Annotated in this window: 28 protein-coding genes and 2 tRNA genes; 9 read left to right on the top strand and 21 right to left on the bottom strand. The window is 70.6% G+C overall.

The window, feature by feature from the left end:
- Positions 1-723: 723 nt before the first annotated feature.
- Positions 724-948, top strand: coding sequence for a hypothetical protein (locus tag ABZU52_RS09200; RefSeq protein WP_354970546.1), 225 nt, complete (start codon positions 724-726; stop codon positions 946-948).
- Between the two features lie 26 nt (positions 949-974).
- Here ABZU52_RS09200 and ABZU52_RS09205 read toward each other — a convergent pair whose 3' ends face one another.
- From ABZU52_RS09205 to ABZU52_RS09230, 6 genes are all read right to left on the bottom strand, one after another.
- On the bottom strand, positions 975-1,772 hold the full coding sequence (locus ABZU52_RS09205; RefSeq protein ID WP_354970547.1) for a carbon-nitrogen hydrolase family protein: 798 nt from the start codon (positions 1,770-1,772) through the stop codon (positions 975-977).
- 175 nt (positions 1,773-1,947) lie between these two features.
- Positions 1,948-3,243 carry an ATP-dependent Clp protease ATP-binding subunit ClpX gene (clpX, locus tag ABZU52_RS09210; RefSeq protein ID WP_030333537.1) on the bottom strand — a complete coding sequence of 432 codons (1,296 nt, stop codon included), beginning with the start codon at positions 3,241-3,243 and terminating at the stop codon, positions 1,948-1,950.
- Positions 3,244-3,453: 210 nt separating this feature from the next.
- Positions 3,454-4,116, bottom strand: coding sequence for an ATP-dependent Clp protease proteolytic subunit (locus ABZU52_RS09215; RefSeq protein ID WP_030333536.1), 663 nt, complete (start codon positions 4,114-4,116; stop codon positions 3,454-3,456).
- A 10-nt stretch (positions 4,117-4,126) separates the two neighbouring features.
- Entirely contained in the window at positions 4,127-4,768 is a 642-nt protein-coding gene (locus ABZU52_RS09220; protein WP_007464111.1) for an ATP-dependent Clp protease proteolytic subunit, read from the bottom strand.
- Between the two features lie 169 nt (positions 4,769-4,937).
- Positions 4,938-6,284: a trigger factor gene (gene tig, locus ABZU52_RS09225; RefSeq protein WP_354970548.1), complete on the bottom strand. Its 1,347-nt coding sequence runs from the start codon at positions 6,282-6,284 to the stop codon at positions 4,938-4,940.
- 138 nt (positions 6,285-6,422) lie between these two features.
- Positions 6,423-6,496: transfer RNA gene (locus ABZU52_RS09230), tRNA-Pro, on the bottom strand.
- Positions 6,497-6,807: 311 nt separating this feature from the next.
- Between ABZU52_RS09230 and ABZU52_RS09235 the strand changes: the two genes are divergently transcribed.
- A tRNA-Gly gene (locus ABZU52_RS09235) sits at positions 6,808-6,878 on the top strand.
- A 468-nt stretch (positions 6,879-7,346) separates the two neighbouring features.
- Here the strand turns inward: ABZU52_RS09235 and ABZU52_RS09240 are convergent.
- The 4 genes from ABZU52_RS09240 to ABZU52_RS09255 form a co-directional block, all read right to left on the bottom strand.
- A complete protein-coding gene (locus ABZU52_RS09240; RefSeq protein ID WP_354970549.1) occupies positions 7,347-7,718 on the bottom strand; it encodes a hypothetical protein in 372 nt (123 codons plus the stop codon).
- A gap of 118 nt (positions 7,719-7,836) precedes the next feature.
- The gene (locus ABZU52_RS09245; RefSeq protein ID WP_354970550.1) at positions 7,837-8,475 is read right to left on the bottom strand and encodes a DUF4304 domain-containing protein; all 639 of its coding nucleotides are present in this window, start codon (positions 8,473-8,475) and stop codon (positions 7,837-7,839) included.
- Between the two features lie 342 nt (positions 8,476-8,817).
- The gene (locus ABZU52_RS09250; RefSeq protein ID WP_354970551.1) at positions 8,818-9,660 is read right to left on the bottom strand and encodes a hypothetical protein; all 843 of its coding nucleotides are present in this window, start codon (positions 9,658-9,660) and stop codon (positions 8,818-8,820) included.
- A complete protein-coding gene (locus ABZU52_RS09255; protein WP_354970552.1) occupies positions 9,657-10,166 on the bottom strand; it encodes a SigE family RNA polymerase sigma factor in 510 nt (169 codons plus the stop codon). The genes ABZU52_RS09250 and ABZU52_RS09255 overlap by 4 nt, the downstream gene beginning before the upstream one ends.
- A gap of 182 nt (positions 10,167-10,348) precedes the next feature.
- Here ABZU52_RS09255 and ABZU52_RS09260 point away from each other — a divergent pair, with 182 nt between their 5' ends.
- From ABZU52_RS09260 to ABZU52_RS09270, 3 genes are all read left to right on the top strand, one after another.
- The gene (locus ABZU52_RS09260) at positions 10,349-12,499 is read left to right on the top strand and encodes a M14 family zinc carboxypeptidase (protein ID WP_354970553.1); all 2,151 of its coding nucleotides are present in this window, start codon (positions 10,349-10,351) and stop codon (positions 12,497-12,499) included.
- A gap of 136 nt (positions 12,500-12,635) precedes the next feature.
- Positions 12,636-12,830, top strand: coding sequence for a hypothetical protein (locus tag ABZU52_RS09265; RefSeq protein WP_354970554.1), 195 nt, complete (start codon positions 12,636-12,638; stop codon positions 12,828-12,830).
- Between the two features lie 86 nt (positions 12,831-12,916).
- Positions 12,917-14,017 (top strand): HEXXH motif-containing putative peptide modification protein, encoded by a 1,101-nt coding sequence (locus ABZU52_RS09270; RefSeq protein ID WP_354970555.1) that lies wholly within the window; start codon positions 12,917-12,919, stop codon positions 14,015-14,017.
- 32 nt (positions 14,018-14,049) lie between these two features.
- Here ABZU52_RS09270 and ABZU52_RS09275 read toward each other — a convergent pair whose 3' ends face one another.
- Positions 14,050-15,285, bottom strand: coding sequence for a tetratricopeptide repeat protein (locus ABZU52_RS09275; RefSeq protein WP_354970556.1), 1,236 nt, complete (start codon positions 15,283-15,285; stop codon positions 14,050-14,052).
- A 7-nt stretch (positions 15,286-15,292) separates the two neighbouring features.
- Here ABZU52_RS09275 and ABZU52_RS09280 point away from each other — a divergent pair, with 7 nt between their 5' ends.
- Positions 15,293-15,421, top strand: coding sequence for a hypothetical protein (locus tag ABZU52_RS09280; RefSeq protein ID WP_354970557.1), 129 nt, complete (start codon positions 15,293-15,295; stop codon positions 15,419-15,421).
- Between the two features lie 190 nt (positions 15,422-15,611).
- Here ABZU52_RS09280 and ABZU52_RS09285 read toward each other — a convergent pair whose 3' ends face one another.
- Positions 15,612-16,157 (bottom strand): hypothetical protein, encoded by a 546-nt coding sequence (locus ABZU52_RS09285; RefSeq protein ID WP_354970558.1) that lies wholly within the window; start codon positions 16,155-16,157, stop codon positions 15,612-15,614.
- Between the two features lie 139 nt (positions 16,158-16,296).
- Between ABZU52_RS09285 and ABZU52_RS09290 the strand changes: the two genes are divergently transcribed.
- Positions 16,297-16,638, top strand: a complete 342-nt coding sequence (locus ABZU52_RS09290) for a hypothetical protein (RefSeq protein ID WP_354970559.1) — start codon at positions 16,297-16,299, stop codon at positions 16,636-16,638.
- Positions 16,639-16,649: 11 nt separating this feature from the next.
- Here the strand turns inward: ABZU52_RS09290 and ABZU52_RS09295 are convergent, their stop codons facing one another.
- From ABZU52_RS09295 to ABZU52_RS09310, 4 genes are all read right to left on the bottom strand, one after another.
- A complete protein-coding gene (locus ABZU52_RS09295) occupies positions 16,650-17,117 on the bottom strand; it encodes a ribose-5-phosphate isomerase (protein WP_354970560.1) in 468 nt (155 codons plus the stop codon).
- An 87-nt stretch (positions 17,118-17,204) separates the two neighbouring features.
- The gene (locus ABZU52_RS09300) at positions 17,205-18,404 is read right to left on the bottom strand and encodes a DUF1015 family protein (RefSeq protein ID WP_354970561.1); all 1,200 of its coding nucleotides are present in this window, start codon (positions 18,402-18,404) and stop codon (positions 17,205-17,207) included.
- A gap of 90 nt (positions 18,405-18,494) precedes the next feature.
- A complete protein-coding gene (locus ABZU52_RS09305) occupies positions 18,495-19,004 on the bottom strand; it encodes a hypothetical protein (protein WP_354970562.1) in 510 nt (169 codons plus the stop codon).
- A 181-nt stretch (positions 19,005-19,185) separates the two neighbouring features.
- A complete protein-coding gene (locus ABZU52_RS09310) occupies positions 19,186-19,812 on the bottom strand; it encodes a disulfide bond formation protein DsbA (protein ID WP_354970563.1) in 627 nt (208 codons plus the stop codon).
- Positions 19,813-20,032: 220 nt separating this feature from the next.
- On the opposite strand from ABZU52_RS09310, the gene pepN reads away from it, so the two are divergent.
- A complete protein-coding gene (pepN, locus tag ABZU52_RS09315) occupies positions 20,033-22,582 on the top strand; it encodes an aminopeptidase N (protein ID WP_354970564.1) in 2,550 nt (849 codons plus the stop codon).
- Between the two features lie 84 nt (positions 22,583-22,666).
- Positions 22,667-23,230, top strand: a complete 564-nt coding sequence (locus ABZU52_RS09320) for a Uma2 family endonuclease (protein WP_354970565.1) — start codon at positions 22,667-22,669, stop codon at positions 23,228-23,230.
- A 68-nt stretch (positions 23,231-23,298) separates the two neighbouring features.
- Here the strand turns inward: ABZU52_RS09320 and ABZU52_RS09325 are convergent, their stop codons facing one another.
- From ABZU52_RS09325 to ABZU52_RS09345, 5 genes are all read right to left on the bottom strand, one after another.
- Entirely contained in the window at positions 23,299-23,706 is a 408-nt protein-coding gene (locus ABZU52_RS09325) for a DUF5130 family protein (RefSeq protein ID WP_354970566.1), read from the bottom strand.
- A complete protein-coding gene (locus ABZU52_RS09330) occupies positions 23,693-23,989 on the bottom strand; it encodes a hypothetical protein (RefSeq protein ID WP_354970619.1) in 297 nt (98 codons plus the stop codon). The genes ABZU52_RS09325 and ABZU52_RS09330 overlap by 14 nt, the downstream gene beginning before the upstream one ends.
- Before the next feature lie 76 nt (positions 23,990-24,065).
- Complete coding sequence (locus tag ABZU52_RS09335) at positions 24,066-25,529, bottom strand: amidase (RefSeq protein WP_354970567.1); 1,464 nt, start codon at positions 25,527-25,529, stop codon at positions 24,066-24,068.
- A 55-nt stretch (positions 25,530-25,584) separates the two neighbouring features.
- Positions 25,585-26,013 carry a PIN domain-containing protein gene (locus ABZU52_RS09340; RefSeq protein WP_354970568.1) on the bottom strand — a complete coding sequence of 143 codons (429 nt, stop codon included), beginning with the start codon at positions 26,011-26,013 and terminating at the stop codon, positions 25,585-25,587.
- A complete protein-coding gene (locus tag ABZU52_RS09345) occupies positions 26,010-26,228 on the bottom strand; it encodes a type II toxin-antitoxin system VapB family antitoxin (RefSeq protein WP_347661496.1) in 219 nt (72 codons plus the stop codon). Before ABZU52_RS09345 ends, ABZU52_RS09340 begins: the two co-directional genes overlap by 4 nt.
- Positions 26,229-26,232: the final 4 nt, after the last annotated feature.

Genomic DNA, 26,232 nt, shown 5'->3' on the forward strand with positions numbered 1-26,232 from the left:
AGCCAGGATCAAACTCTCCAACAAAAAATGAGTTGAACAGCTATCCCGGCAACAAACAAATGTTGCCAAAGGAATCCCAACCAGCCAAACCAAAGATTTGACCAGTCCGGGGTATAAATCATAATTGGCACTGGCTTTACAAGCACCCTGTTGAGTTCTCAAAGAACAACCACACACCGACCAGAAGCCCCACCTCAGTGGAACCCCAACCGGGGCTTTTCCGTTCCGCGTCCCCGGCGCTTTCAGCGCCAGGCACTTTTACTACGTTACCCGCCCGTATCCGCCGTGTCAAACCGATATTTCGCGGTTCGTCGTGCTTCATCCGACCTGCGGATACTGTTTCTCGCTCGAGTCCACGATGACGCACGTCGTTGCCGACGTTCGTTTCTGTCGTGGGAAGCCGCAGACCGGCCGATCGCCGCTTCGCGGCTCTCCGCCCGGCTCCTGCCGGCTTCAGAACTCTACCCGGTCGGCTTCGCGTTCGCAACCCCGTTCCCGGAGTGTTCCGCACCGCCCGATCCTCAGTATCGCTCGGCGTTCCCGCCACGATCCTGGCGCCCGTTCTCGGCCGGTTTGTCCGGCCTCCCCCGTGCAGAGAGAAAGTTACGCGGACGGCCCGGAGAAGGCAAATCAGGGTTCATCACTGGTTCGGACGAGCCGCCCCGCCACGGTCCTCGGTGCAGCCGAGGACGCGGGCCACCTCGACGTGCCAGAGTGTCAGGCATGGATGAGTCCGGGCACGGTGCCAGGGTGTTCGCCGAGGAGGCGCTGCTCGGCCTCATCGGGCCGTTCTGGCAGGTGGTGATCGGTGCGGTGGTGCTGGTCGTACTCGTGCTCTCGGTGGGACGACTGGCCCGGCGGGGCAGGTCCCGAATGACCACGGCGCTGCTGATCACCGCAGCAGCCATCGCCGGGTTCGCGGTGATCGGCGTCCTGCTGGAGGGCTGAGGCTCCGAGCCCCGCAGGGCTGAGCCTCAGAGCCGGCGGTTGGCCAGGCTGGGCAGCTCGGCGCGGATCGTGTCGAGCCGGTCGAGGTCCAGGTCGACGACGGAGACTCCGGGGCCGTCCGGCACCTGGCCGATGACCGTCCCCCACGGGTCGACCACCATGCTGCGGCCGAAGCAGGTGCGACCCGGCTCGTGGTCGCCGGTCTGGCCGGCCGCCGCCACGAAGCACTGGTTCTCGATCGCCCTGGCCCGCAGCAGGACCTCCCAGTGGTCCCGGCCGGTGTGCATCATGAACGCGGCCGGAACCACCAGCAACTGCGCCCCGCCATCGGACGCGAGCAGTCGGTACAGCTCCGGGAAGCGCAGGTCGTAGCAGATCGACAGGCCGACCCGGAGCCCCTCGACGTCGACCACCACCGGTTGGACCCCGGGCGCGACACTCGCCGACTCCCGGTAGGAGACCCGACCGGGGATCTCCACGTCGTACAGATGGATCTTGCGGTAGCTCGCGGCCAGCGTGCCGGACCGGTCGAAGACCAGCGAGGTGTTCCAGGTGTGGTCCGGGTCCGGGCCGGCCTCGTGGAACGAGCCGGCCACCAGCCAGATCCCGAGCCGCCGGGCCACCCCGGCGAAGAAGCTGCCCACCTCCCCGTCGACCGGCTCCGGCTCGGGCAGCCCAGAGGTGGGCCCCAGGTAGTCGACGTACTCCGGAAGGACGGCCAGATCCGCGCCGCCGGCGGCGGCGCGCTCCAGCAGGGCCTCCGCGGCCGCCAGATTGGCCTTACGGTCGTCCCGGGCGTTCAGCTGGCAGACGGCGACACGCATGAGCAAAGGGTACGGCGGAAGGCCACACGCGGACAGCGTCGGAGTCCGCTCCGGTACCGGAATGATGCTCCCCTGATCACGGGCAGGCACCGCCGAAGGCGTCACGGGCGAGCGCCGCCGAACACGGTCACGCCGGCCGCCTCAGAACTGAATGGCCGGCGTGACGCGGGGAGGATCAGGCGGACTTCTCTTCGCGGTCGCGACGGGCCCGGCGGCCGGTGAACTCACGGGGCACGATCGTCGGGTTCACGTTCTCCAGGACAACTTCGCGGGTGATCAGCACGCGGGCGGCGTCGGGGTTGCTCGGCACCTCGTACATCGCGGAGAGCAGAACCTCCTCGATGATGGCCCGCAGACCACGGGCGCCGGTGCCCCGCAGCATCGCCTGATCGGCGATGGCCTCCAGCGCCGGCTCGTCGAACTCCAGCTCGACACCGTCCAGCTCGAAGAGGCGCTGGTACTGCCGGACCAGGGCGTTGCGCGGCTCGGTGAGGATCCGGACGAGGGCGCTGCGGTCCAGGCTGCGCACGTTGGTGATCACCGGTAGTCGGCCGACGAACTCGGGGATCAGCCCGAACTTGAGCATGTCTTCCGGCATGACCTGGCTGAAGATGTCGTCGGTCGACCGCTCGGACACCGACCTGAGCCGGGCGCCGAAGCCGGTGCCACCCTGCCCGGTGCGGGACTCGATGATCTGATCGAGGCCGGCGAACGCGCCACCACAGATGAACAGCACGTTGGTGGTGTCGATCTGGATGAACTCCTGGTGGGGGTGCTTGCGACCACCCTGCGGCGGCACGTTGGCCACCGTGCCCTCGAGCATCTTGAGCAGGGCCTGCTGCACGCCCTCACCGGAGACGTCCCGAGTGATCGACGGATTCTCCGACTTGCGGGCGATCTTGTCGACCTCGTCGATGTAGATGATGCCGGTCTCGGCGCGCTTGATGTCGTAGTCGGCGGCCTGGATCAGCTTGAGGAGGATGTTCTCCACGTCCTCGCCCACGTAGCCCGCCTCGGTCAGCGCGGTGGCGTCGGCGATGGCGAACGGGACGTTCAACATCCGGGCGAGGGTCTGCGCCAGGTGGGTCTTGCCGCACCCGGTCGGGCCGAGCAGCAGGATGTTGGACTTGGCCAGCTCGACGGCGTCACTGCCGGAGCCCGGCGCGCCTGCCGCCTCGGCCTGGATCCGCTTGTAGTGGTTGTAGACCGCGACGGCGAGCGCCTTCTTGGCCTGATCCTGACCCACCACGTACGTGTCCAGGAACTGGCAGATCTCCATCGGCTTGGGAAGCTCTTCCCACTTCACCTCGCCGGACTCGGCCAGCTCCTCTTCGATGATCTCGTTGCAGAGATCGATGCACTCGTCGCAGATGTAGACCCCTGGGCCCGCGATGAGCTTCTTGACCTGCTTCTGCGACTTACCGCAGAAGGAGCATTTCAGTAGGTCGCCGCCGTCACCGATCCGTGCCACCTACGTTCTCCCTGCACTCATCGGCCGGAGACCCGGCCCTGACCTGCGGACGTTGCGCGCCGCCCGGCTTAGTTCGCGCCGCCGGCCCAACCGGCGAAGCGGTACGGACCCGACGTTACCCGCTGGCGGGGCATTCTCCGACCCCCAAAACGGGTGTGTCAGAGGTCGGCCGGGAACGAAAGCCCCGGCCAACCTCTGACCCGATACAGCTCAGCGGGCGGCGTTGGCCGCCAGCAGACCCTTCTTGCGACTGGTCAGGATCGTGTCGACCAGCCCGTACTCCTTGGACTCCTCGGCCGTCATGATCTTGTCACGGTCGATGTCCTTGCGAACCTGCTCGATCGGGCGGTTGCAGTGGCGGGACAGCATGTCCTCCAGCTGCGTACGCATCCGCAGGATCTCCCGGGCCTGGATCTCGATGTCCGAGCCCTGCCCGTAGCCGCCCTCGGTGGCCGGCTGGTGGATGATGATCCGCGAGTTCGGCAGGGCCATCCGCTTACCCGGAGTGCCCGCCGAGAGCAGCACCGCCGCCGCGCTCGCCGCCTGCCCGAGGCAGACCGTCGAGATGTCCGGACGGACGTACTGCATGGTGTCGTAGATCGCCGTCATGGCGGTGAACGACCCACCCGGCGAGTTGATGTACATGATGATGTCGCGGTCCGGGTCGGTGCCCTCGAGCGTCAGCAGCTGGGCCATCACGTCGTTGGCCGACGCGTCGTCCACCTGGACGCCGAGGAAGATGATCCGGTCCTCGAAGAGCTTGTTGTACGGGTTCGACTCCTTGACCCCGTACGACGTGCGCTCGACGAACGACGGCAGCACGTAGCGGTTGTGCACGGCCGCGAACTGGGGCGGCAGGCTCAGATCGGTCATCGTCAGCTCCTCAGCTCAGGGTCCCGGCGCCATCCGGAACCTGTGCGGCTCCGATGATCACCTTGTCGATGAAGCCGTAGTCCATGGCCTCCTGGGCGGTGAACCAACGGTCCCGGTCCGAGTCGGCCTCGATCTGCGACTGGCTCTGGCCGGTGTGGTGCGCGACCCGCTCCTGGAACATCCGCTTCGTGTAGAGCATCTGCTCCGCCTGGATGGCGATGTCGGACGCCGTGCCGCCCAGACCACCGGACGGCTGGTGCATCATGATCCGTGCGTGCGGCAGGGCGTACCGCTTGCCCTTGGTGCCCGCGCAGAGCAGCAGCTGGCCCATCGAGGCAGCCATGCCCATCGCCACGGTCGAGACGTCGTTGTCGATGAACTGCATGGTGTCGTAGATCGCCATGCCGGAGTAGACCGAGCCACCCGGCGAGTTGATCCACAGGTTGATGTCGCGGTCCGGGTCCTCCGCGGCGAGCAGCAGCAGCTGCGCGCAGATGCGGTTGGCGACCTGGTCGGTCACCTCACTGCCCAGGAAGATGATGCGCTCCTTGAGCAACCGGTTGTAGACCGAGTCGTCGAGGTTGCCAATGGAGTCGCCACCGCGCGCGTCAATCGCCCGGAGCGACTTCTTGGGGATGTGCATGTCGGTCATGGCAGCCCTTCGCTCTCCGTACCGTCTTTCCCGACACTAACCGCTGTGCGGGGCGGCAGAGCCCCGGTCGGGGCACTGTTCGCTCTCAGCGCAGCTGTGTCGGGCGTACCCGGAAAGGGAAACGGCCGCCGTCCACCGCTCAGCGGCGGACGGCGGCCGCACCCGACGATCAGTGGTCGTGGTTGTGCTCGGCCTCGTTGGCGGCGCGCAGCGCGTCGAGGGTGATCGCGTTGCCGGCCGAGTCCTTGATCGTGATCCGCTCCATGACGGCCGCGAGCGCCTTGCCCCGCCGCACGTCGCCGAACACCGCGGCGGCCGCGCCGGAGCGCACCAGCTGGTCGTAGTACTGCTGCGGGGCCATCCCGGCACGCTGCGCCCGGTGCACGATCTCGTGCCCGAACTCGTCGTCGGAGACCTGCACGTCCTCCGCGTCGGCCAGCGTGTCCAGCAGGAGCTGGACCTTGACGCCCTCGGTCGCCGCCTCGGTCAGCTCGGCGTCGATCTGCTCCTCGGTCTTGTCCTCGGCCGCGAGGTACTCCTCCATCGAGGCGCCGATCCGCTCCAGCTGGTCGACCATCGCCTGCTTGCGGCTGTCGACCTCCTCGCGGACGACACCCTCCGGTGCCGGGATGTCGGCGGCCTCGACCAGCTGGGCCAGGGCCTTGTCCCGAGCGGCGTAGATCTGCTCGACCTGCTTGCCCTGGGTGACCCGGGCCCGGAGGTCGGCGCGGAGCTCCTCGATCGTGTCGAACTCGCTCGCCATCTGGGCGAACTCGTCGTTCAGCTCCGGCAGCTCCTTCTCCTTGACCGTGCGCACGGTCACCGCCACCTCGGCGTCCCGACCGGCGAAGTCGCCGCCGACCAGCTGGGTGGTGAAGGTGGTGTCGTCGCCGGCGGCGAGACCGACCACGGCCTCGTCCAGGCCCGGCAGGAGCTGCTTGCTGCCCACCTCGTGGGAGATGTTGCTCGCCTGGCCGCCGGGCACGTCCTCGCCGTCGACGGTGGCGTTCAGGTCGATCTGGACGTAGTCGCCCTCGGCGGCGGCCCGCTCGACGGTCTTGAGGGTCGCGAAACGCTCCCGCAGGTTCTTCACCTGCTCGTCGATCTCGCTCTCGTCGATCTGCAGCTCGTCGACGGTCACCTCGATGGTGCTCGCGTCCGGGATGGTGATCTCCGGGCGGACGTCCACCTCGGCCGTGAAGTTCAGCGAGTCACCGTCGTTGAACTCGGTGATCTCGACCTCCGGGCGCCCCAGCGTCTTGAGGTCGTGCTCGCGCACGGCGGCGAGGATGTTCTCCGGGATGGCCTCCTGGACCGCCTCGTTGAGGACGGTGCCCCGGCCCACCCGCTGGTCGATCACCGCGGTCGGGACCTTGCCCCGGCGGAAGCCCGGGACCTGGACCTGCGAACCGATCTCCCGGTACGCCTTCTTGAGGCTCGGCTCGAGCTCGACGAACGGCACCTCGATGGCGAGCCGCACGCGCGTCGGGCTCAGAGTCTCGACGGTGCTCTTCACAGGCGTACTCCTTGACGGATCTCAGTTGAGTCTGGGCGTGATTCAGCCCATCGAGTGTAGGCGAGCCGGCCTGACGCTCCGGCATCGCCCGGGGACCGCACTGGGCGGCACCCGGGGCGGCCCGGCCGCGGACGACAGTCGGGGTGGCGGGATTTGAACCCACGGCCCCTCGCTCCCAAAGCGAGTGCGCTACCAAGCTGCGCCACACCCCGTGGCGACGTGCAGTCTATGCCGTCGCCACGCCTCAGTCGGTGCCGGGGCATCCCCCACCCGGACATATCCCCCGAAAATTACCATTCCACCCCGCGCGCTTCACCCACCTCGCGGGAAGATCCGCGCAACTTCACGGATGTAGTGGCCTCACGGCGCGCGCAGGCCACTACATCCCGGATGTTGTGCGGATCTTGAAGGCGTCGTGCCGCGGCGTCGGGGACGACACGGCACCGCGGGGCGGAGGCGCGGTTACGCGTCGGGCTCCGGCATTGGGTACGCTAGGGGTGCGTCCTGCTTGGGCGGGACGCACGCGGGCGTAGCTCAATGGTAGAGCTTCAGTCTTCCAAACTGACTACGCGAGTTCGATTCTCGTCGCCCGCTCCGCGCGCGAAGGCCCAGGTAGACCGCATGATCGCGGCACCTGGGCCTTTCGCTTCTCCCCCATCCCGGATCTTGCGTGCCATCCGCGTGCCACTCACGGTCGGCGGACTTGGGCGGCCGAATCTCAGGCGGTCCCTCAGCGCCGCCAGCCTGCGAGGCACCCGCACGGTCGCCGCGTCCAGTCGACATCACAGCGGCGCAGGGCAGGCAGCTCTCCCCACCGCAGACCCGAGAGCGCGGCGACGATGATCAGCGCGGCGAAGCGGGCCGGCATGGCGTCGGCCAGGGCGTAGACCTGAGCGATCGCGGTTCGTAGAGCTGGTGGGTACGCGAGGCGAGACGCCGCTCCCTGATCCAGCGGTCCCGTAGTCCGACCGCAGGACCCTCCCCGCCTCCGGAGGCGGATCTCCTAGCCTCCCACCCGCGCGACTGACGACCAGTGCAATGCCTTGCCGACCGATGGGACTGCTAGAAGACGCGATGCAGGCTGGCGGAGCTGGTGTCAGACGGCGTGCCACTGTAGTGCTCGATCATGTGGCGAACAAGCTCGGAAGCGAGGTCAGGCTGGCAGTAGGAGATGGTGTCGAGGCCGGCGGGACCCACGAATCGGAAGTCCACCTGATGATCTGCGACCCGGACTGCTTCCTGCCACCACGTTGCCAGTGGATCGGCGAGCTCGATGAGTGACGACAGTTGCGGCCCGGTGAACCACAGGACGTTGCCCGACCGATGCACCTCGATACCGCTGCTCCGCACCAAGGGCGCCACCGCAAACAGGAGGTCCGTAGGGTCGATCGTCTCCCCCTGCGAGAAGACGCTCGCGCCGAAACCGACACGCATGGTGCGCAGGATAGCCGTTCGCCGGGTCCATCGGTCACGTCGTTTAACGACGGAACGTGAAGCGATGGCGCGGCGCCAGTAGAACCATCCGTAGAGCCAAGCCGAAAGACCCAGCCATTCAAAGCGGGCCTTCACCGCGGCCCGTCGGCCTGGATTTGCCGTTCGCGTAGGTCCAGATGTTCTGGATCATCGCCGACTTGTGCGTGTGGGCCGGCCGCTCGGTGAACAGCAGGTGTTCAAGCTCCGGTGACGGACCCTGCTCAGCCAGCAACCAGGCCCGTACCCGCCAGCCGCCGGCCCCGAGAAACTCCCGGCGGTCGGCGACCGCGAGGAACGCCTCGCGGTCCAGCAGAGGCAGCAGTTCCCTCAGCGTCTCGTCCAGCCGCCGGCGCACCTGCGCCGACACCTCAGCGGCGGTGACCTCGTCGGCGATCCGCCACTGGTCACCACCGGAGAAGGTGGTGAATCCGACGCGGTGATTCCAGACGGCGTACAGCGGCCGAGGTTGCTCGGACTCGGGCAGGCGGTAGCGCCGCCGGGCGGCCTCCCACGCCGGCGCCAACACCAGACCCACATTGATGTAGAAGATCTTCTCGGTCGCGCTGGAGTGGTCCGACATCTGAAGTTCGACGACGAGCGCGTCACCCGCCGCCGAATACCGACGGAAGACGCGGCCCTTCCCCTGTTCGAAGCCGTACCCGGCCAGTTGCTCCGCCACGCCCCTGACGAAGTCGTTGAACAACGTTTGCAGGGACATTGACATGGTCCTTCCACTCGTCCAGGCCGGTGACGAGGGCAGGGTTGCCCATCAGCGAGGGTCACGGCTGTCCGCCGTGAGCCCTGTTGGGCACTCGGCCTGCTGGCCGGTCTCGGCGTGGGGCTCCTGGTCGCCTCGGCCTTGTCGGGATTCTTCTGGCGGTGGGCTGTGGGCGCCACCACGCTGGGCATCGCCGTCCTCGTCCTGGTGCCCCTCACGGCGCGCCGTTGAGAAAGCGCCGCCGCGTACGGGTCACGAGACTGGCTCTTGACACACAGCAAGGCCCAGGTGAACCGCGCGGCGGCGGCACCTGGACCCACTCGGCGAGGCCGAGTTGCCGTGTCACTTCAAGTGGAACCGTTCGTCGACCGCGAGAGCCGCCAACTGCGCCACGGAGAACGGCAGCTTCGTCAACGCAGGCCGGCTCTCGTCGAGCCGAGCGGCCTGGGCCACGAAGACCACCACGCCGTCCGGATGCCGGTAGGCCGACCACTGGTCGAGCTGCTCGTCGCCTGTCGGTCGGACCACCACGCCGACCTGCGCGGTCCCAACGGTCTCCACCTGGCACTCGCCCCGCATGCCCCAGAACTGCTGGGCCAGGGCGCACGGCTCGGTCGGCAACGGGTTGCCGGCGTCATGCACCTCGACGATCACCCGCCCGGTGCCCTTGCCCTGCGCCACGGCAACGGAGGAGAAGTAGCTCCACACGTCGACGTCGCCCACCCTGTCCTCGAACTGCGCCTGGTTGGTCCGCAGCGTCCGCTGTTCTGCGGGCTGGCCCGGCGGATCCTCCGGCGCGGTGAAACCGGCGGGCACGGCCGAGACTGCCTCAGTGAGCAGGTGCACTCCCTGGTCGTACTTGGATCCGGCCCGCGCGGTCCGGTCCTCCTGCGGTTGACCGTCCGGCCCGGTCGGCCACGGCTCCTTGGTCTCCTCCGACCCGTCCGGAGAAGCCAGCGGCCCCTGGCCCGCCGGTTGGTATACGTGGCCGTCCGGGGTGGCGACGGCCGCGAAGCCGGCGACCGCCAGCACGACAGCCGCCGATCCGAGGGACGCCAACACCGCGCGTCGGCGAAAGTGCGTCCGCCGTGCCTTGCCGAGCGTGGCTTCCGTACTCAATGGTGGTGGCGGGGTTATGCCCGCCATCTCGCTGCGCAGCCCCTCGCGCAACTCCTGCTCGTTCATCGCTCCCCCATCTCGATCCCGCTGTAGGTGGGTGACAGGAGGCCGCGCAACGTGTCGAGCCCGCGTGCCGCCTGACTCTTCACCGTCCCTGGAGAACACTCCAGCAGCGCCGCGACGTCCTCGATCGACAGGTCTTCCCAGTACCGCAGAACCAGCACGGCACGCTGACGCGGTGCCAGGCTGGCCAGCGCCTGGAGCAGCACCAGTCGGCTCTCCGGCGAGTCGGGCGGGGCCACCTGCTCGGCGTCCTCGCCACCCACCCGTTCACGCCGCCACCAGCCGCGGCGGCGCTCGTCGAGGAAGGTCCGGATCAAAATCTGGCGCACGTAGCTGTCGAGCACCTCGTGCCGGGAGATCCGGTTCCAGACCCGGTAGAGCTTGACGAACGCGGTCTGGACCAGGTCTTCGGCACGGTGCCAGTCGCCGCACAGCAGGTACGCGGTGCCGCGCATGGCACTGGAGCGTGCCGCGAAGTACTCGGCGAACGCCTTGTCGCGATCGCTCATTCAGGCCTCCGATCCCCGTTTCGAGATAGTCACGCGGGGTCTGGCCCCGGGGGTTGCTCCGGAACTCGCGCAGATCTCACCGGGCTCAACGCCGCGGAGCGCATTCCTCCCCACCTTGACAGGTGTCGATCTATGCACTGGTGTAAGGACCAGATACATCGACGTCCGTCACAGGAGGGCACATGATCGTCCGACGACGGTGGACAGCTGCCGCCACCACAGTGATCCTGTTCAGCGCAGTGTTGTCCCATCCCGCTGCCGGAACGGCGGCCCCCGCCGCCCCGGCCGCACCGATCACCCTGAACGCCACCGAAACCGCAGTGGTCCGGGTCCAGCTCCGCGACCAGGCCCAGCTGGACCGGCTCGTCGCCACCGGCGCGGACCTGGCCAACCGGCCCCGGGCCCGGGACGGCCGGATCCTCGCCGACCTGGTGCTCAGCGGCGCGCAGCTCGCCGAACTGACCGCGCAGGGCGCGACGGCCGTGCAGATCGTGCAGCGCGCCGGGGACGGGAACCGGCACTACGCCGACAGCGTCCGCGCGGCTCAGGCCCGCACCGCCGCCGGGCTGCGCACGCCGACCGCCGGCCAGCGGTCCACCACCGCCGCGACCGCCGTGGACACCCTCCAGGTGCAGCAGGCGTACTGGTGGACCACGACCGGACAGACGTTCCTCCAGGCCCAGGTGGCCACCACCGCCACCGACGACCCGGACGTGGAGATCACCGTCAGCTGGCGGACGGCGGACGGCGCCACCGGCTCGTTCCCGCTGTACCGGTTCGAGGACTCGGGCGAGTATCAGTACCACTACAACCTTCCCCAGCCGGTGCCGAACCGGCCGGTTCAGGTGACCGCCGCCTCCAGCCTCGGTGGGGTCAGCCGGGTGGTCACGCCGACGCTCTGGCCGAACGCCTCCCCGCCGCCGCTGCCGGCCGGCTACCAGAAGGACTTCATCGGCGCGTACCTGACGCCGGTGGACATCCAGGCGCGGATCAAGCGGCTGGCCCGCCAGTACCGGGACCTGGTGGACGTGATCGACCTGCCGAACAAGACCCAGGGATACCGGCGCACCGCCGCCGCGTACCTGGGTGACCCGGCGGTGGCGGCCGTGGTGGTCGAGTCGGTCCGCTTCGGCGACCAGAACATGAACGGCGTACAGGTGCGGACGGTCGACCCGGGCCGGGCGAACCGACCGCTGACCGTCGGCTACCGGGATCGGGTGCTCACCGTGTCGCTGGCCACCGACACCGCCGGCAAGACGGTGAGCACCACCGACGAGGTCGCCGCGGCGATCAACGTTGGCCAGCCGGACCGGTTCCGGGCCACCGTCGAGGACGGCTCGGCCGGGCTGCCGATGCGCGTCGCCGGCCCCACAAGGCTCGACGACGGCCTCCAGGGCACCGAGGTGCCGGCCCGGCCGTGGACGGTGCAGGCGCTGCGCCTCGGCGTACACCGGGACGGCTCCCGGGTCGGGGTGCTCGCGTACTCCCAGGAACACGCCCGGGAGTGGGCCACGCCGCTGGTGACACTGGAGTTCGCCGAGCGGATGCTGGCCAACGCCCGAACCGACCCGGCCACCCGTGAGCTGCTGGAGCAGGTCGACATCTTCGTCATCCCGACGGTCAACCCGGACGGCGCGAACTACTCGTTCAACGACTTCAACTTCCAGCGCAAGAATCTCGTCAACCACTGCACCGGGGCGGCCCGCGACCCGAAGAACCGCACCTCGTGGGGCGTCGACGTCAACCGTAACTACACCGTCGGGTCGTTCTTCGACGGATACGTGGGCGCCAGCGCCAACTGCCTGTCCGGCACCTACGCGGGCACCGCCGAGCTGTCCGAGGCGGAGAGCCGCAACGTCATCGCGCTCGCCCAGGCCCACACCAACATCAAGTTCGCGATGAACGTGCACTCCTACGGCGGGTACTTCATGTGGCCGCCCGGGGCGTACCGGGCCGATGGTCGGGTCACCCTGCCGCGACCGTCGATCGACGAGTCGACGCTGTTCCTCAACAGCGCCCGGCGGATCGTCGGCGCCATCGCGCAGGAGCGCGGCACCGTCACCTGGCCGTCGCAGACCGGTCCGGTCGCCGACGTGCTCTACTCCGCCGCCGGCAACTCGGCCGACCAGCTCTACTACGAGCTGGGCATCCTCGCCTGGGACTTCGAGGTCGGCAACGACCGGTGGAACCCGGCGACCAGCCAATGGGAGGGCGTCGGCTTCCAGCCGCCGTTCGATGAGGCGCACGGCGAGTCCCAGGAGTACGCCGGCGGCCTGGTGGAACTGGTCCGGGTGGCGCGCGACTACGCCGCCGCCGAGGCGTCCGCCGGCTGACCCGCGGGTCCGGTACCGCCGCCAGTTCCCACCGGCGGCGGTACCGGACCGCAGCGGTGCCGGTCGGTAAGCCGATGGTGATCACAGACGTTGACGTGTTTTCATGTCAGCACGCCTGCGCCAACCCGGGACATCGATGACTGAGCAACCCGCACCCGATCACCTCGTTGTGGTCGACGTGTTGACACAGGGCCTGAGCCACCTGCTACGCGACGAGGATCCGGAACTGGCCCGATGGATCGAGGACCTGGTCGCGACCCTCAAGAGCCCCCGGCAGACGACGCTGACCGGCTGGAACAGCTTCCTCGACCCCGGCGCCGACTCCACCTGACCCGCTCGGAGTTCACCCACCTGGCCGACGGCATCGCCGGCCCGGCGTCCATCCGCGTACTGCGGCGCGCGCAACGCAACCGCACGATGCTCGTCCTCAAGAGCCTCGCCGACACCGACGACGCGGTGGCGGCGTCGGCGCACCTGCTCGGCCACGCCCACCACCTCGACCCCGCCGCCGCGGACGTGCTGCTCGATCACCCGTGGCTGGCCGTCTGGGCGATCGATCGGGTCCGGCACGGCAACACCGACCGACCGGACTACCTCCCGTTCGCGGCACTCGCGGCGGCCACCCTCAGCAGTTGGTCGGACGCGGCGGTACCGGTCACGCCGTACGCGGGGTTGGTGCCCGTGCCGGGCCTCGGGGTACTGCGCCGGCGCGGTGGCAGCGCGACGGTGACGCCGACCGACCTGACCGGGCCCCGGTGGACGCCCAGCCGCCGGTGGCGCTTCACCGACCAGTCGGTCACCCTCGACCTCCGCGTCGACGACCTGGACCCCTACCGCGACTGCTTCGGGCTACCGCTCGCCGCCCACCTTTCCGCACCGCGGGCCGCGGAGCTGGCACGGTCCGTCGGGCACGCCTGGCACCTGCTCGTCGGGTACGCCCCGACGCACGCCGCCGAGGTGGCCGCCGGGATCAGCACGTTCGTGCCGCTGGCCGGCGGCACCGAGCGGGGGCACAGCGTCACGCACGCCGACGCCTTCGGGGCGTTCGCCGCCGACGCCGACCTCGACCCGGTGGACCTGGCCGTGACGATGGTGCACGAGCTACAACACAGCAAACTCAACGCCGTCCTCGGCCTGGTTCAGCTCTACGAACCGACCGACCCGGCGCGGTACTTCGCGCCCTGGCGCCCCGACCCGCGACCGATCGGCGGGCTGCTGCACGGCACGTACGCGTTCACCGCCGTCGCCGAACTGTGGGCCGCGCTGCGCGCACATCCGGAACTGGCGACCCGGGCCACCGCCCGGTTCGCGGTGGTACGGGCGCAACTGGAGCGCGCCCTGGTCGAACTCGCTCGGGCCGGAAGTCTCACCTCGGCCGGGCGGCTCTGGGCGGATCGCCTGGCCGAACGGATCGGTCGGCTGGCCGCCGTGCCGGTCCCGGCGTCCGCCGACGCCGCCGGGCGCCGGGAGGTGGCGGCAGCCGAACGTGCACGGCGCCCGACGATCACCACCGGATGAGTGAACGGAGCCGGCCGCCGTGGGTGGGCGAGTCAGGTCAGCCCAACGGTTTCGATGTCGCACTCGATGCGCCGCTGACCCCGCGCGGCGTCCACCTCCGGATGGTCCGCCCCGAACATCGACTCCAGTGCCGCGGCGGCCTCGTCGAGCAGCTCGCGGCCCCGAACCTCCTCGCCGACCTCGATCAGATCGACAGCCGCGTTGACCGCGCAGTAGAGCGTGTAGGGGTGCCCCGGCCCGCGCAGCCGACGCGAGTCCGCAAGGATCGCCTCGGAGAGCACCTGCGCCTGCTCCAGCCGGTGCGAGCGGACCAGGTTGATCGCCTGCGCCGAGCGCGCGCTCAGCAGATACGGGTGGGTGGGCGGCAGCGCCTCGCCCATCGCCTCCAGGGTGGCCGCACCCAACTCCCGCGCCTCACGGTCGAAGTTGCGCGCCCGCAGGATCACCCCGAGGTTGACCGCGGCGCAGAGCGTGACCGGATGCCGCTCCCCGAAGACAGCGCGGAAGGTGGCGTGCCCCTGGGAGGCCAGGGCGTACGCCTGCGTCGCGTCGCCCGCCGCGCGCATCGCGTTGGCGCAGGTCATCGCCGCCTCCGCGGTCAGCACGTGGTCGGTCCCGAAGCGGCGGGTCACCAGCCGGTAGTTGGCCGACCCTTCCGTCACGGCGGGCAGGCTGGTGCGCAGCGGTTCGTCCAACCCGGCGCGGCGCCCCTCCCAGAGCAGACGCATCGGGATCGGGTCGGGGCTGAGGAACGAGAGCACCTCGATCAGCTGCGCGGCGGCGGGATTCTGCTCACGCACCGCGGCGAGCGCCATCGACACCACCGTCAACACGGTGCCCCGGTACTGCCGGGGCTGCCCTTCACCCAGCAGCTCCCGGGCATGTTCCTTGAGGTCGACGAGGTATTCGTCGACCGACGACAGCATGGTGAGCAGCCAACTGGCGGCCTGTTCCAGGGCGAGCGGCAGGTCGCCGAGCTCCGCGGCGAGCCGCCGGGCATCGTCAGGGGTGGTCGCGGGACGCCGCTTGAGCAGCAGTTCCACGCTCTCGGCCCGGGTGAACACGTCGACGTCCAGGGTCATGGCACTCGCCGACCAGGCCATGTTCCGCGACGTGACGAGGACGTGGCCGCGCTCGCCGACAAGGTTCGAGGAGGGCATGAGCGGGGCCAACTCGTGCGGGTCGTCGGCGTTGTCGTAAACCAACGAGGCGCTGCCGACCACCTTCAACGACGTCGCAGCGGTGGTGCACTTCCTTCGCAAGGTCATCTGGACGGTGCCGGACTTCACCGTGGACCGCTACCGGGCCCGCCTCGCCGACCTGCACGACCACATCCGTCGCCACGGTCCGTTCGTGGCCCATGCCCAGCGCATCCTGGTCCGGGCGCACAAGCCCGAGCACTGACCCGAGCGGCGCCGCTGGCCGGGCGGGTCCCCCGGACGGGGTTCCGGTCGGGCCGGTCGGCCACGGATGAACCGCGGCCGGCCGGGTAAACGGCAACCTTGCCTGGTGGGGAGACGACCGGTGTCGCGGCGCGCCGCGACCGGGCGCACGGGCGGGCGGCGACGGCCGGCCCGCCCGGCGTTCCCCGAAATCAGTTCGAGGAGATCCAGTTCCAGGCCGAGACGACCCACTCGGTCTGCTGGAGCCACGCCACACCGAGGCCGGCGAGGAACACCGCCGTCGCCAGGTGGGCACCTCGGGCGCTACGCCGGACCCGGCCCAGCTGCCGCTCCCACACCACCCGACCGACCAGCCGGAAGAGCGCGAACAGGCCGACCGCCACCAGCAGGCTGAGCACCAGCACCAGCAGCGGCCCGCTCAGGTCACCCTGGCCGGACAACGCCCAGATCCCCCAGCACACGAACGCGAAGAGGCCGCCAGCCGCGCTCCACTCACCGCCGCGCCGCAGTTGCGCCATGCGCGAGCTCAACGAGCGGCGTGGCGCCGGCCCGCCCGGCCAGCCGGTGCCGGTCGGCTCCTGCTCCACCACCGGGAACGGCTCCGTCCGCGGGGTACGCGGCTGACCCACCGGAGCGACCCCCCGGCGGAACCCGTCGCGCTGCGGCGGCACCCCGACGCCGGCCTGCGGTGGCACCTCCACGGTCCGCTCCGCCCACGGCTGCGTCTGGTCTGCCATCTCGTCCTCCCCCTGACCGACGGCAACAGCACCGCCTGGATTCGAGGGTAGCCAGCCGGCAAATCGGTCGCCGACCCCGGCCGGGGCGCGAGGCCCCGCGACGGCGGCGGATCACACCCGGGCAGGGTACGGTCGGCTGATGGGTGACCCCGATCGGCGACGGCGACGGCTGCGCCACCATGCCGACACCGAGACGGCCAGACCGGGTGCCGACGGCCCGACGGCCAGCACCCCGGGCGTGCACGACGGTGACGACCCGCCGCCGCGACGCAGGAGTGCGGGCGGCGACGAGCGCGACGGCGAGCGGGGGCTACGCGGGTTGGTCGGTTCCGGCTCGTCCCAGGTGGGGCTGAGGGCCGCGCTACGGGCCCGGGACGCGGCCCGTCCCACCGAGGACGACCTGGCCGCGGCGGAGGCCCGGGTGGTGGTCGTCCGGCGGAACTGGGTGCCGCGCGAGGAGCTGCCCCGCTCGCCGCGCTGAGCGCCGCACGGTCAGGGCAGGTCGGGCAGCTTCCGGGTCCGCTCGTACTCGGCCACCTGGGCGATCCGGCGAGCGTGCCGCTCGTTACCGGAGAACGGCGTGTTCAGGAACGCCTCGACGATGCCGGTCGCCTCGTCCAGGGTGTGCTGGCGGGCACCGATGGCGACCACGTTCGCGTCGTTGTGCTGGCGGGCCAGCTGAGCGGTCTCGACGCTCCAGGCCAGCGCGGCGCGGACGCCGGCGACCTTGTTCGCGGCGATCTGCTCACCGTTGCCGGAGCCACCGATGACCACTCCGAGGCCCGTCTCGTCGGCCACCACCTGGTCGCCCGTGTGCAGGCAGAACGTGGGGTAGTCGTCGTCCGGGTCGTAGGCGTGCGGGCCGACGTCGACCACGTCGTAGCCCTGCATGGCCAGGTGGTTGGCCAGGTGCACCTTCAACTCGAAACCGGCGTGATCGGATCCCAGGTAGACGCGCATACCGGGCAGTCTGTCAGGCCGCGCTCGGGGACGTCACAGGGGCGGCGTCCCCGAGCCGGGTTCGTCACACGGTCGTGGGGGCGGTGCTCAACGCGGCAGCTCGGCGACGACCAGCCCGCCGCGCGCCTTGGGGGTGAACCAGGTGCTCTTGCGGGGCATCTTCTCCCTGGCCAGGTTGACCGCGATGAAATCCGCAACGGTCACCGGCGCGATCAGGATGGCCAACTCGGCCCGCCCGGCGTCGACCTCACCGGTGAGCCAGCTCGCCGGGTAGTCACCGCCGACGTAGGTGATCCGTTTGTCGCCCGGGTCCAGACCGAGAGCATCGCGCAGCACCAACCGCTCCACCAGGGCGTGGTCCAGGTTCTCCAGACGGGCGGCCGCGGTCGCGGGCAGGCGCACCGCGTACCCCTGGCCGTCGAGGCGAAGGTGCACGGTGCCGCCGGCCGTCGGGACCTCGACCGGGCCGTCGATCGGCTCGACCTCGGCGCCCGCGGCCCGCAGCCGGTCGAGCAGCTCGGCCGGGGTGGTGGTCAGCTCGCTGACCAGCCGGTTGTACGGCTGGATGGCCACCGACGCGGGAGTGGTGATCACGGCCAGGAAGCGCGGCAGCCCCCCGGTCTGGGCGGCCAGGCTGCGGTGGTTGCCGTCCGCGACGACCAGGTCCCCGCCACCGGCGAGAGCGGTCAGCGTGGCCTGCTCCGGGCCGGGGCCGATCAGCCAGATGGCGTGCGTGCGCCCCGCCTGGTCGGTGTCCGTCGCGGCGGGAGCGCCGGCCGCGTCGGTCGCCGCCGCGAGCGCGGCATGCAGCTCGTCGCCCCGCCCGGTCTGAAGCAGGAGTACGGGTGAGAGCAGGTGGCCCAGCGCGTCGGCCAGCGCCACCCGCTCGCGCACCTTGCCGATGAAGACGTCCTCGTTGCGGATGACCAGGCCCGGCTCGTCCGCCCGGGTGGAGATCTGGTCGGTGTCCACCATCGCGAACAGCCCGTACGCCGGCTCCTCGCCGGGCGCGCTGATCCGGTAGAGGACCACCACCTGCTCGGCGGGGGTGTAACTGCCGTCGGCCTTGGCCTCGGCGAGGCGGGCCACCGCGTCCGGCAGCGCGTCGAGGAACGACTTGCCCAGGCTCTGCGGGGCGCGGTGCGGCATCTCGATGCCGAGCGCGCTGTGCGGGTTCGACTCGATGATCGCGGTGATCTCCGCGTCGTCGGCGAACTCGTCGTAGTTTTGCGCGCCGGTGCCGCCAGTGGTGACCCAGGCCCGGGTGATCGGATGCACGACCGTCATGCCCACTGACGCTACCGGCGGCGATGTCGCCGCCGACGGGGGACCCGGAGGGCGTCCACCAGATGAAAGCACCGGATCGGGCCCGGATGGTCAGCCGGCGCGGTCGGAAGCGCCCCGGCGGTGCCTACCCGCGCTCACCGGACCACCGTTGCCGCGTCGAGCGGTCCCGATCGGCCCGGTGTTCAGGGCGCGACGGGGCGACGCGGGCGGCCCCGGCACGGGACGGTCGGGGGGCGGCGTCGGAACGGGCCGCGGGCTCAGCGGCGGCGTCGGCACCGGGCGCGGAGGCGCCGGCGGCGGAGGCGCCGGTTGGGCCGGCGCCGCCCCAGACGGCACCAGCGCCGGCACCTCGGTCGGCGCGGGGTCGACGGGTGACGCCAGCGGGTCGACCGAGGTGGGCGGGGTGAGCCGGGACGTCACCGGAACCCGTGCCACGCCCACGACGATGGGCGGCGCGAGCAGATCCACCAGGTGGGCGGGTAGGTCCGGGCGGACGGTCGGCCAGCGGGAGTCGTCGACGGACCAGTAGTCCGCGCCGGGAGCCTCGATCACCCCCGGCCGGGTCAACTGATCGTCACCGGACGCACGGTGCTTGGCCATCGGGATTTGCCTCCACGAACTGCGGCGTGCGGCCCTGCGGGTCGCTGCGGCGGACACCGAGGGAAACGACGCCGCCCGCCTCCCGGTGACGCCACGACCGTGCGCCGACCTCGGCCGCGAACCCGAAACGCCCCCGCCCGGGCAGCTGACGAAGCACGGACGGGGGCGCGGTGGTCGTCGCTCAGTCGAAGATCGGGCTCTGCTCGCGGGTGCGCTTGAGCTCGTAGAAGCCCGGGGTGCCGGCGACCAGCAGCACGCCGTCCCAGAGGCGGCCGGCGGCCTCCCCCTTCGGCGCCGGAGTGATCACCGGGCCGAAGAACGCGACAGGGGTGCCGTCCGGGCCGGGCGCGTGCACGACCGGGGTGCCCACGTCCTGCCCGACCGGCCGCATGCCCGCCTCGTGGCTGGCCCGCAGCGCCTCGTCGTAGTCGGTGCTGTCGGCGGCCGCCGCCAGCGCCGGGTCCAGCCCGGCCTCGGTGAGCGCGGCCACGTACAGCTCCGGACCCCGCTCCTGCTTTTGCAGGTGGATCCGGTTGCCGAGCGCGGTGTAGAGCGGGCGCAGCACGTCATTGCCGTAGCGCTGCTCGGCGGCGATGGAGATCCGCACCGGGCCCCAGGCGGTCTTCAGGAACTCCTTGTACTCCTCGGGCAGCTCGTCCCGGCCGTCGTTGAGCACGGCCAGGCTCATGACGTGGAAGCGGATGTCCACGTCCCGGATCTGCTCGACCTCGAGCAGCCAGCGGGAGGTGATCCATGCCCAGGGGCAGGCCGGGTCGAACCACATGTCGGCGGTGACACGTTCGGTCACGGTGGGATCCCTTCACGACGGGTGGCGCCGGCAGTCGGCGTCTCAGGAGAATCTTCACCCCGCAGCGCATCGACCGGCGCCCGAATGAGAGCGTGACCTCGGCCACCGCGGGCTGCCCGTACATGGAAGACTCGAATCGGGCCGGCCGTCACGAGCGGTAGGCGAACGGGCGCCGCCGGGCGTACGGCGACACGTGGGATGGAGACGAACAGTGCCGGGAGTGCGCAACCTGACGCAGGTCGAGGCGACCGAGCGGGCACGCCTGCTCGACGTGACGGGGTACGACATCAGTCTGGACCTGTCCACCGCCGTGCTGGCGGCCGACGGCCGCACGTTCAGGTCGACGACCGAGGTCCGGTTCCGCTGCTCCGAACCGGGCGCGAGCACATTCATCGAGTTGGCTGCCGAGTCGGTGCGGTCCGCGACGCTGAACGGCACCGCCGTCGACCTCTCCGACTGGTCCGCCGAGAAGGGCCTGACCCTGTCCGGGTTGGACAGCGACAACGTGCTGGTGGTCGACGCCGACTTCGGTTACTCCAACAGCGGTCAGGGTCTGCACCGGACGGTGGACCCGGTGGACGGCGAGACGTACCTCTACAGCCAGTTCGAGACGGCCGACGCGCAGCGGGTGTACGCCTGCTTTGACCAGCCCGACCTGAAGAGCGTCTACACCTGGCACGTCACGGTGCCGGCGCACTGGCGGGCGGTGTCCAACATGCCGGTGCAGCGGGAGGAGCCCGCGGGTGAGGCGCTCAAGACGCTGCACTTCACCGAGTCGCCCCGGATGAGCACCTACATCACGGCGATGTGCGCCGGGCCGTACCACGAGGTGCGCGACGCTCACGACGGCATCGACCTGGGGGTGTTCTGCCGGGCGTCGATGGCGCAGTATCTGGACTCCGACGACCTGTTCCTGATCACCAAGCAGGGCTTCGACTTCTTCCACGAGAAGTTCGGGGTGCGCTACCCGCTGCCGAAGTACGACCAGCTCTGGGTGCCCGACTTCAACGCCGGCGCGATGGAGAACTTCGGCTGCGTGACGCACGCCGAGTCGCACTACCTGTTCCGCTCGCAGGTGACCGACTTCGAGTACGAGCAGCGGGCCAACACGATCCTGCACGAACTGGCCCACATGTGGTTCGGTGACCTGGTCACCATGCGCTGGTGGAACGACCTGTGGCTGAACGAGTCGTTCGCCGAGTGGGCCAGCCACTGGTGCAACACCAACGCGACCCGGTTCACCGAGGCGTGGACGACCTTCCTGTCCATCCGGAAGAACTGGGGCTACCGGCAGGACCAGCTCTCGTCCACCCACCCGGTCTACACCGAGATGCCGGACATGGAGGCCGTGGAGGTCAACTTCGACGGCATCACCTACGCCAAGGGCGCGAGCGTGCTCAAGCAGCTCGTCGCGTACGTGGGTGAGGAGCCGTTCGTGGCCGGGCTGCGGGCCTACTTCGGCAAGCACGCCTGGGGCAACGCCACCTTCGACGACCTGCTCACCGAGCTGGAGGCCGCATCCGGGCGGGAGCTGCGCAAGTTCGCCGCCCAGTGGTTGGAGACCGCGCAGGTCAACACGCTGCGGCCGGAGGTGACCATCGGCGCGGACGGCACGTACGAGCAGGTGCTGGTGCGCCAGGAGGCACCGGCGGCGTACCCGACGCTGCGCACGCACCGGATCGGCGTGGGCCTGTACGACCTGACCGACGGGCGGCTGGTCCGGCGCGAGCGGTACGAGGTGGACGTGACCGGCGAACACACCGATCTCGCCGCGCTGCGTGGCGTCCGGGCGGCCGACGTGCTGCTGCTCAACGACGACGACCTCAGCTACACCAAGCTGCGCCTCGACGACCGTTCGATGGCGACAGTGGTGCAGCACATCGGTGGCTTCGACTCGTCGCTGGCCCGCGCGCTCTGCTGGACCGCCGCGTGGGACATGACCCGCGACGCCGAACTGTCCGCCCGCGACTACGTGGCGCTGACGCTGAGCGGGCTGCCCGCGGAGACCGACATCAACCTGGTCACCGCCACCCTGCGGCAGGCGACCACCGCGCTCACCCTGTACGCCGACCCGGCCTGGGCGCCGACCGGCTGGGCCGACCTGGCCCGGACCGCCCGGGACGCGCTCGCCGCCGCCGAGCCCGGCAGCGGGTTCCAGCTGGCCTGGGCCCGTGCGTTCACCTCGGCGGCCCGCTCCGAGGAGCACCTGGCGACGCTGCGCGGTTGGCTGGACGGCACCGGCGTGCCGGCCGGGCTGACCGTGGACACCGAGCTGCGTTGGTCGGTGCTCGCCGCGCTGGTGGCCAACGGTGCCGCCGGTGCCGCCGAGATCGAGGCGGAGCTGAGCAGCGACCGCACGGCCAGTGGCGAGCGGGAGGCCGCGTACGCGCACGCGTTGATCCCGACGGCCGAGAACAAGGCAGCCGTGTGGGCCCTGCTCACCGGCCCGGACGCGCTGCCCAACTGGCGGCACCGGGCGCTGTTGCAGGGCTTCGCCCACCCGGTGCAGGTGGAGTTGATCGCCCCGTACCGGGAGCGCTACTTCGCGGCGGTCGGGCAGGTGTGGGCCACCCGGGACAGCGAGCCGGCACAGGAGTTCGCGCAGCTGGCGTACCCGACCTACCTGGTCGAGGACGACACGGTGGCGGCCACCGACGCGTGGCTGGCCGGTGACGGGCACCCCGCCCCGCTGCGTCGGCTGGTGGCCGAGGGCCGCGACGGTGTGGTGCGGGCGCTGAAGGCCCGCGCGAAGGACGCCCAGAGCGCCTGAGCACCGAATACACGGCCCGGGGCCGGCGTGGGTGTGACCCCGCGCCGGCCTCGGGCATTATCGTGACTGGAGGAGGTGAACGTGATGGCACAGCCGACCTACGAGTGGCGGCCCCCCGCGCGCGCGTGGCGCGAGCAGGACCTATCCGACCTGCCTGAGGATGGGAACCGCTACGAGATCATCGACGGCAGCCTGCACGTGACCCCTCCAGCCGGTCCCGAGCACCATGAGCTGGCGGACGAGATCCGGATGGCGCTCTCCCTGGCGGCTCCCGCAGGGTGGCGGGTGATCCGGGAGATCGGGGTGCATGTCCCCGGCGGCAATCTCATCCCCGATCTGACGGCGCTGCGCCCCGGCGCGCCGCGCGGGCGGATGTGGGCCGAACCGGTAGACATCGCGCTCGTCCTGGAGGTCGAGTCGACGGGAAGCCGTCGTCACGACCGGTTCACCAAGCCCGCCCTCTACGCCGAGGCGGGCATCGCGCACTATTGGCGGGTGGAACGGGGCAAATTCGGCCCGGTGATCTACCGGTATCGGCTTGGCGAGGGCGAGCACTACGAATTGTTGGGCACCCTGGGCCCGGACGACCCGGTGAACGTGGACGAGCCGTGGCCGATGAAGCTGGACCCGTCGGCCTGGCCGCGCTGAGACAAGCTCTGACACACCGAAGCCCGGCCCGCTGCGAGCGGGCCGGGCTTCGTCGTACGAGGGAGGGCTCAGCCCCTGCCAGCGTGGCTGGCGAGCTGGTCCAGGCCGTTGATGATGCCGCCGGCCAGGTCGCCGCCGCTGAACGCGCCGACCATGGAGAGCGCGGCCAGCTTGGCGTACGTGTCGGGGATCCGCTTGCGGGCGTACCGACCGGTGATGATCTCCAGCTGGCGCTGGTTGGGCGACACCGCGATCAGCACCGACTTGTCGGGCTCGGCGAGCTGACGGTGCAGCCGCTGGGCGTGCTCGCGGATCGGCTCGTCGAGACCGCCGACGAAGACCGAGAAGACCAGGCCGGTGCCCTGGTCGGCCAGGCGCAACGCCTCGTCGATGCGCAGCAACTGGCGGGTCGAGAACGGCCCGTCCAGCACCTCGGGCTGATTTTCCGACCCGGCCTGCTTCTCACCAACGGTCACTTGCGCCTCCGGTTCCACCGGCCGGCGCCTCGACGCTGGCCTGCTCAAGCTTGTGGCTGGTCAGCGCGGGCGCCTGCGCCCCCGCCGTCAGCGCGGTGCCGGCCGAGTCGGCCAGCTGCTCCGGGCGGCCCAGGAACCAGACCGGAGTGAAGTCGAAGGGCCGGCCCGGACGGTAGCGCTTGGCGCCCCCGCCACCACCGGTGGCACTCCCACGGCTACCGGCGTACGACAGGCCGGCGATGACCAGCACCGCGGCCAACGGGATGCCGACGAAGACCAGCAATGTCTCGGTAACAGACAATCCCAACGCCCCCAGGCGGAAGAAGGACGACAGTTGAACAACCGGGTCGGATGGACGATCACGCTGACGACCGCCCGACTCCGTCGCCATTCACGTTAGCGGAGTCGGCGGCTCGCCAGATTGCGGGGTGCCGATCCCATCCGTCACTGGAGTTCTCCAGTTGCGCAGCGGTAGCGATGAGCCGCGCGTCGTCGCCGTACCGGCCGGTGAGCAGCACCCCGACGGGCAGGCCGTCGGTGGTGCTGCCCAGCGGCAGGGAGACGGAGGGATCGCCGGTGACGTTGAAGATGGCGCAGTAGGGCGAGAACCGGCGTTGCCGGTCGAAGTCGGCGGCCGGGTCCGCGTCGGCGCTGAACCAGCCGACCGGCGCCTGCGGGGTGGCCAGGGTGGGACAGAGGAGCAGGTCGCAGCCGGCGGTGCGGCGGGCGCCGAGGCGGACCTGCGCCTGCAACTCCCCGAGGGTGGCGGCCAGGGTGCCGGCGGAGACCTCGGCGCCCCGGGCCCGGAGCAGCCGGGTCAACGGCAGCAGCTCCGCCTCCCGCTGCGGCGGCACCGGGGCGAGCGCCAGCACGTACCAGAGGATCTCGAACAGCGGCCACGCCGCCGGCCCGAGCGGCGGGGGGACCTCGACCACCTCGTGGCCGGCCGCCGTGAGCAGCGCGGCGGCCCGGTCCACGGCGGCCACGCAGTCGGGGTGCACCGGCTCGTCGGCGAGCATCGGCGTGGTGAACCGGCCGATCCGCAGCGGGCCGGGCTCGGCCCGGCGCGCAACGGCCAGGTAACCGCCGGGCGGCGCGGGCGGCGGCAGGTAGGGCTCGCCGGGGACCGGGACGGCCAGGACGTCGAGCAGCGCGGCGACGTCGGTGACCGTCCGCCCGAGCGGGCCGCTGATGGGCAGGCCGAACGCGCCGGAGCCGACCGGCCCGCCGGAGACGAGGCCCCGACTGGGTTTGTAGCCGACCAGGCCGCAGAGCGACGCCGGGATACGCAGCGAGCCACCGCCGTCGGAGCCCTGGGCGACCGGGACCAGCCCGGCCGCGACCGCCGCCGCCGCGCCGCCGCTGGAACCACCAGCGGTGTACGCCAGCTGCCACGGGTTGCGGGCCGGCGGCGCGACCCGGCCCTCGGAGTAGAGCGAGCAGCCCAGCTCGGAGGTGGTCGTCTTGCCCAGGCTGACCAGACCGGCGGCCTTGATGAACCGGACCACGTCGGCGTCGACCGGCGGCACGAAGTCGATGAAGGCGGCCGAGCCGAAGGTGGTGCGGACCCCGGCGGTGAGCGTCAGGTCCTTGATCGCGGTCGGTACGCCGTGCAGCGGGCCGCGCGCCTCGGTCGGCACCGCGTCGGCGGCGCGTGCGGCCTGCCGGGCGAGATCCGGTGTCACGGTGACGAACGCGCCCACGGTGTCGCCGAGCGCCGCCACCCGGTTCAGGGAGTGCTCGACCAGGTCGACGCTGGACAGCTCGCCACGGGATATCGCGGCGGCCTGCTCCAACGCGGTCAGGTCGTGCGGCTCGGCCATCCCGTCATCCTGCCCGCTGGAGGCCGCCGTCCGCGGGCCGACACGTCGTCGACCATCAGTCCAACGTGCCTGCGGGGGCGACCCATTCACTGCGCGGGCCGCCGACGTCGCTGATCAGGTCAAAGTCGCGGTCGTAGTGCAGGACGGTCGCGGAGTATTCGGCAGCGGCTGCCGCCACCAGGACATCGACAGGGCTGGCCGCCCGATGATGGCCACGACCTGTCAGCGCCAGTTGCAGGTCACGTGCCCGGGTGGCGACGGCCAGGGTGATCGGAAGGTCGATCATTAGCTCGGCGCGGCGTGCGCGCATCGTCATGGCGTCCCGGAAGTTGCGGGCACTTCGCCCGTTCTCGAGATCGAGTGGTACGCAGGTCGCGGCGAGCCCTTCCTCGAGGATCGTCATGATTCGCTTGCCTGCGATCGACTGACGTCGGCGACTCCACGCCGACGTGTCGATGAGGTAGAGCCCGGCCGGTAGGATCATGCGGCGTCCTGCTCGCCGCGCGGTGTCTTGTCGTCCTCGAGCAGGCCGGTCCAGTCCTGGTCGACCGAGAGCAGCTCCCGGATGGCCTGCGCGCGCTCACTCCGCTCGGCGACCAGGCGTAGCGCGGCGTGGATGGTGTCCTTCTTGCTCTTGGTGCCCAGCTCGCGGCGGGCACGATCGAGCAGTTCATCGTCAAGATCGATAACGGTCTTCATGGGC

The organism is Micromonospora sp. NPDC005220 (genome assembly GCF_040607895.1).
GTDB lineage: Bacteria > Actinomycetota > Actinomycetes > Mycobacteriales > Micromonosporaceae > Micromonospora.

Coding starts and splice junctions, on each gene's coding strand:
- ABZU52_RS09290 (WP_354970559.1), top strand. CDS start 16,297: ATGGGTGACCCCGATCGGCGACGGCGACGGCTGCGCCACCATGCCGAC.
- ABZU52_RS09255 (WP_354970552.1), bottom strand. CDS start 10,166: ATGAGCGATCGCGACAAGGCGTTCGCCGAGTACTTCGCGGCACGCTCC.
- ABZU52_RS09285 (WP_354970558.1), bottom strand. CDS start 16,157: ATGGCAGACCAGACGCAGCCGTGGGCGGAGCGGACCGTGGAGGTGCCA.
- ABZU52_RS09300 (WP_354970561.1), bottom strand. CDS start 18,404: ATGACGGTCGTGCATCCGATCACCCGGGCCTGGGTCACCACTGGCGGC.
- ABZU52_RS09345 (WP_347661496.1), bottom strand. CDS start 26,228: ATGAAGACCGTTATCGATCTTGACGATGAACTGCTCGATCGTGCCCGC.
- ABZU52_RS09305 (WP_354970562.1), bottom strand. CDS start 19,004: ATGGCCAAGCACCGTGCGTCCGGTGACGATCAGTTGACCCGGCCGGGG.
- ABZU52_RS09215 (WP_030333536.1), bottom strand. CDS start 4,116: ATGACCGATCTGAGCCTGCCGCCCCAGTTCGCGGCCGTGCACAACCGC.
- ABZU52_RS09275 (WP_354970556.1), bottom strand. CDS start 15,285: ATGACCTTGCGAAGGAAGTGCACCACCGCTGCGACGTCGTTGAAGGTG.
- ABZU52_RS09260 (WP_354970553.1), top strand. CDS start 10,349: ATGATCGTCCGACGACGGTGGACAGCTGCCGCCACCACAGTGATCCTG.
- ABZU52_RS09340 (WP_354970568.1), bottom strand. CDS start 26,013: ATGATCCTACCGGCCGGGCTCTACCTCATCGACACGTCGGCGTGGAGT.
- ABZU52_RS09240 (WP_354970549.1), bottom strand. CDS start 7,718: ATGCGTGTCGGTTTCGGCGCGAGCGTCTTCTCGCAGGGGGAGACGATC.
- ABZU52_RS09205 (WP_354970547.1), bottom strand. CDS start 1,772: ATGCGTGTCGCCGTCTGCCAGCTGAACGCCCGGGACGACCGTAAGGCC.
- ABZU52_RS09320 (WP_354970565.1), top strand. CDS start 22,667: ATGGCACAGCCGACCTACGAGTGGCGGCCCCCCGCGCGCGCGTGGCGC.
- ABZU52_RS09250 (WP_354970551.1), bottom strand. CDS start 9,660: ATGAACGAGCAGGAGTTGCGCGAGGGGCTGCGCAGCGAGATGGCGGGC.
- ABZU52_RS09220 (WP_007464111.1), bottom strand. CDS start 4,768: ATGACCGACATGCACATCCCCAAGAAGTCGCTCCGGGCGATTGACGCG.
- ABZU52_RS09265 (WP_354970554.1), top strand. CDS start 12,636: ATGACTGAGCAACCCGCACCCGATCACCTCGTTGTGGTCGACGTGTTG.
- ABZU52_RS09270 (WP_354970555.1), top strand. CDS start 12,917: ATGCTCGTCCTCAAGAGCCTCGCCGACACCGACGACGCGGTGGCGGCG.
- ABZU52_RS09335 (WP_354970567.1), bottom strand. CDS start 25,529: ATGGCCGAGCCGCACGACCTGACCGCGTTGGAGCAGGCCGCCGCGATA.
- ABZU52_RS09200 (WP_354970546.1), top strand. CDS start 724: ATGGATGAGTCCGGGCACGGTGCCAGGGTGTTCGCCGAGGAGGCGCTG.
- ABZU52_RS09245 (WP_354970550.1), bottom strand. CDS start 8,475: ATGTCCCTGCAAACGTTGTTCAACGACTTCGTCAGGGGCGTGGCGGAG.
- ABZU52_RS09295 (WP_354970560.1), bottom strand. CDS start 17,117: ATGCGCGTCTACCTGGGATCCGATCACGCCGGTTTCGAGTTGAAGGTG.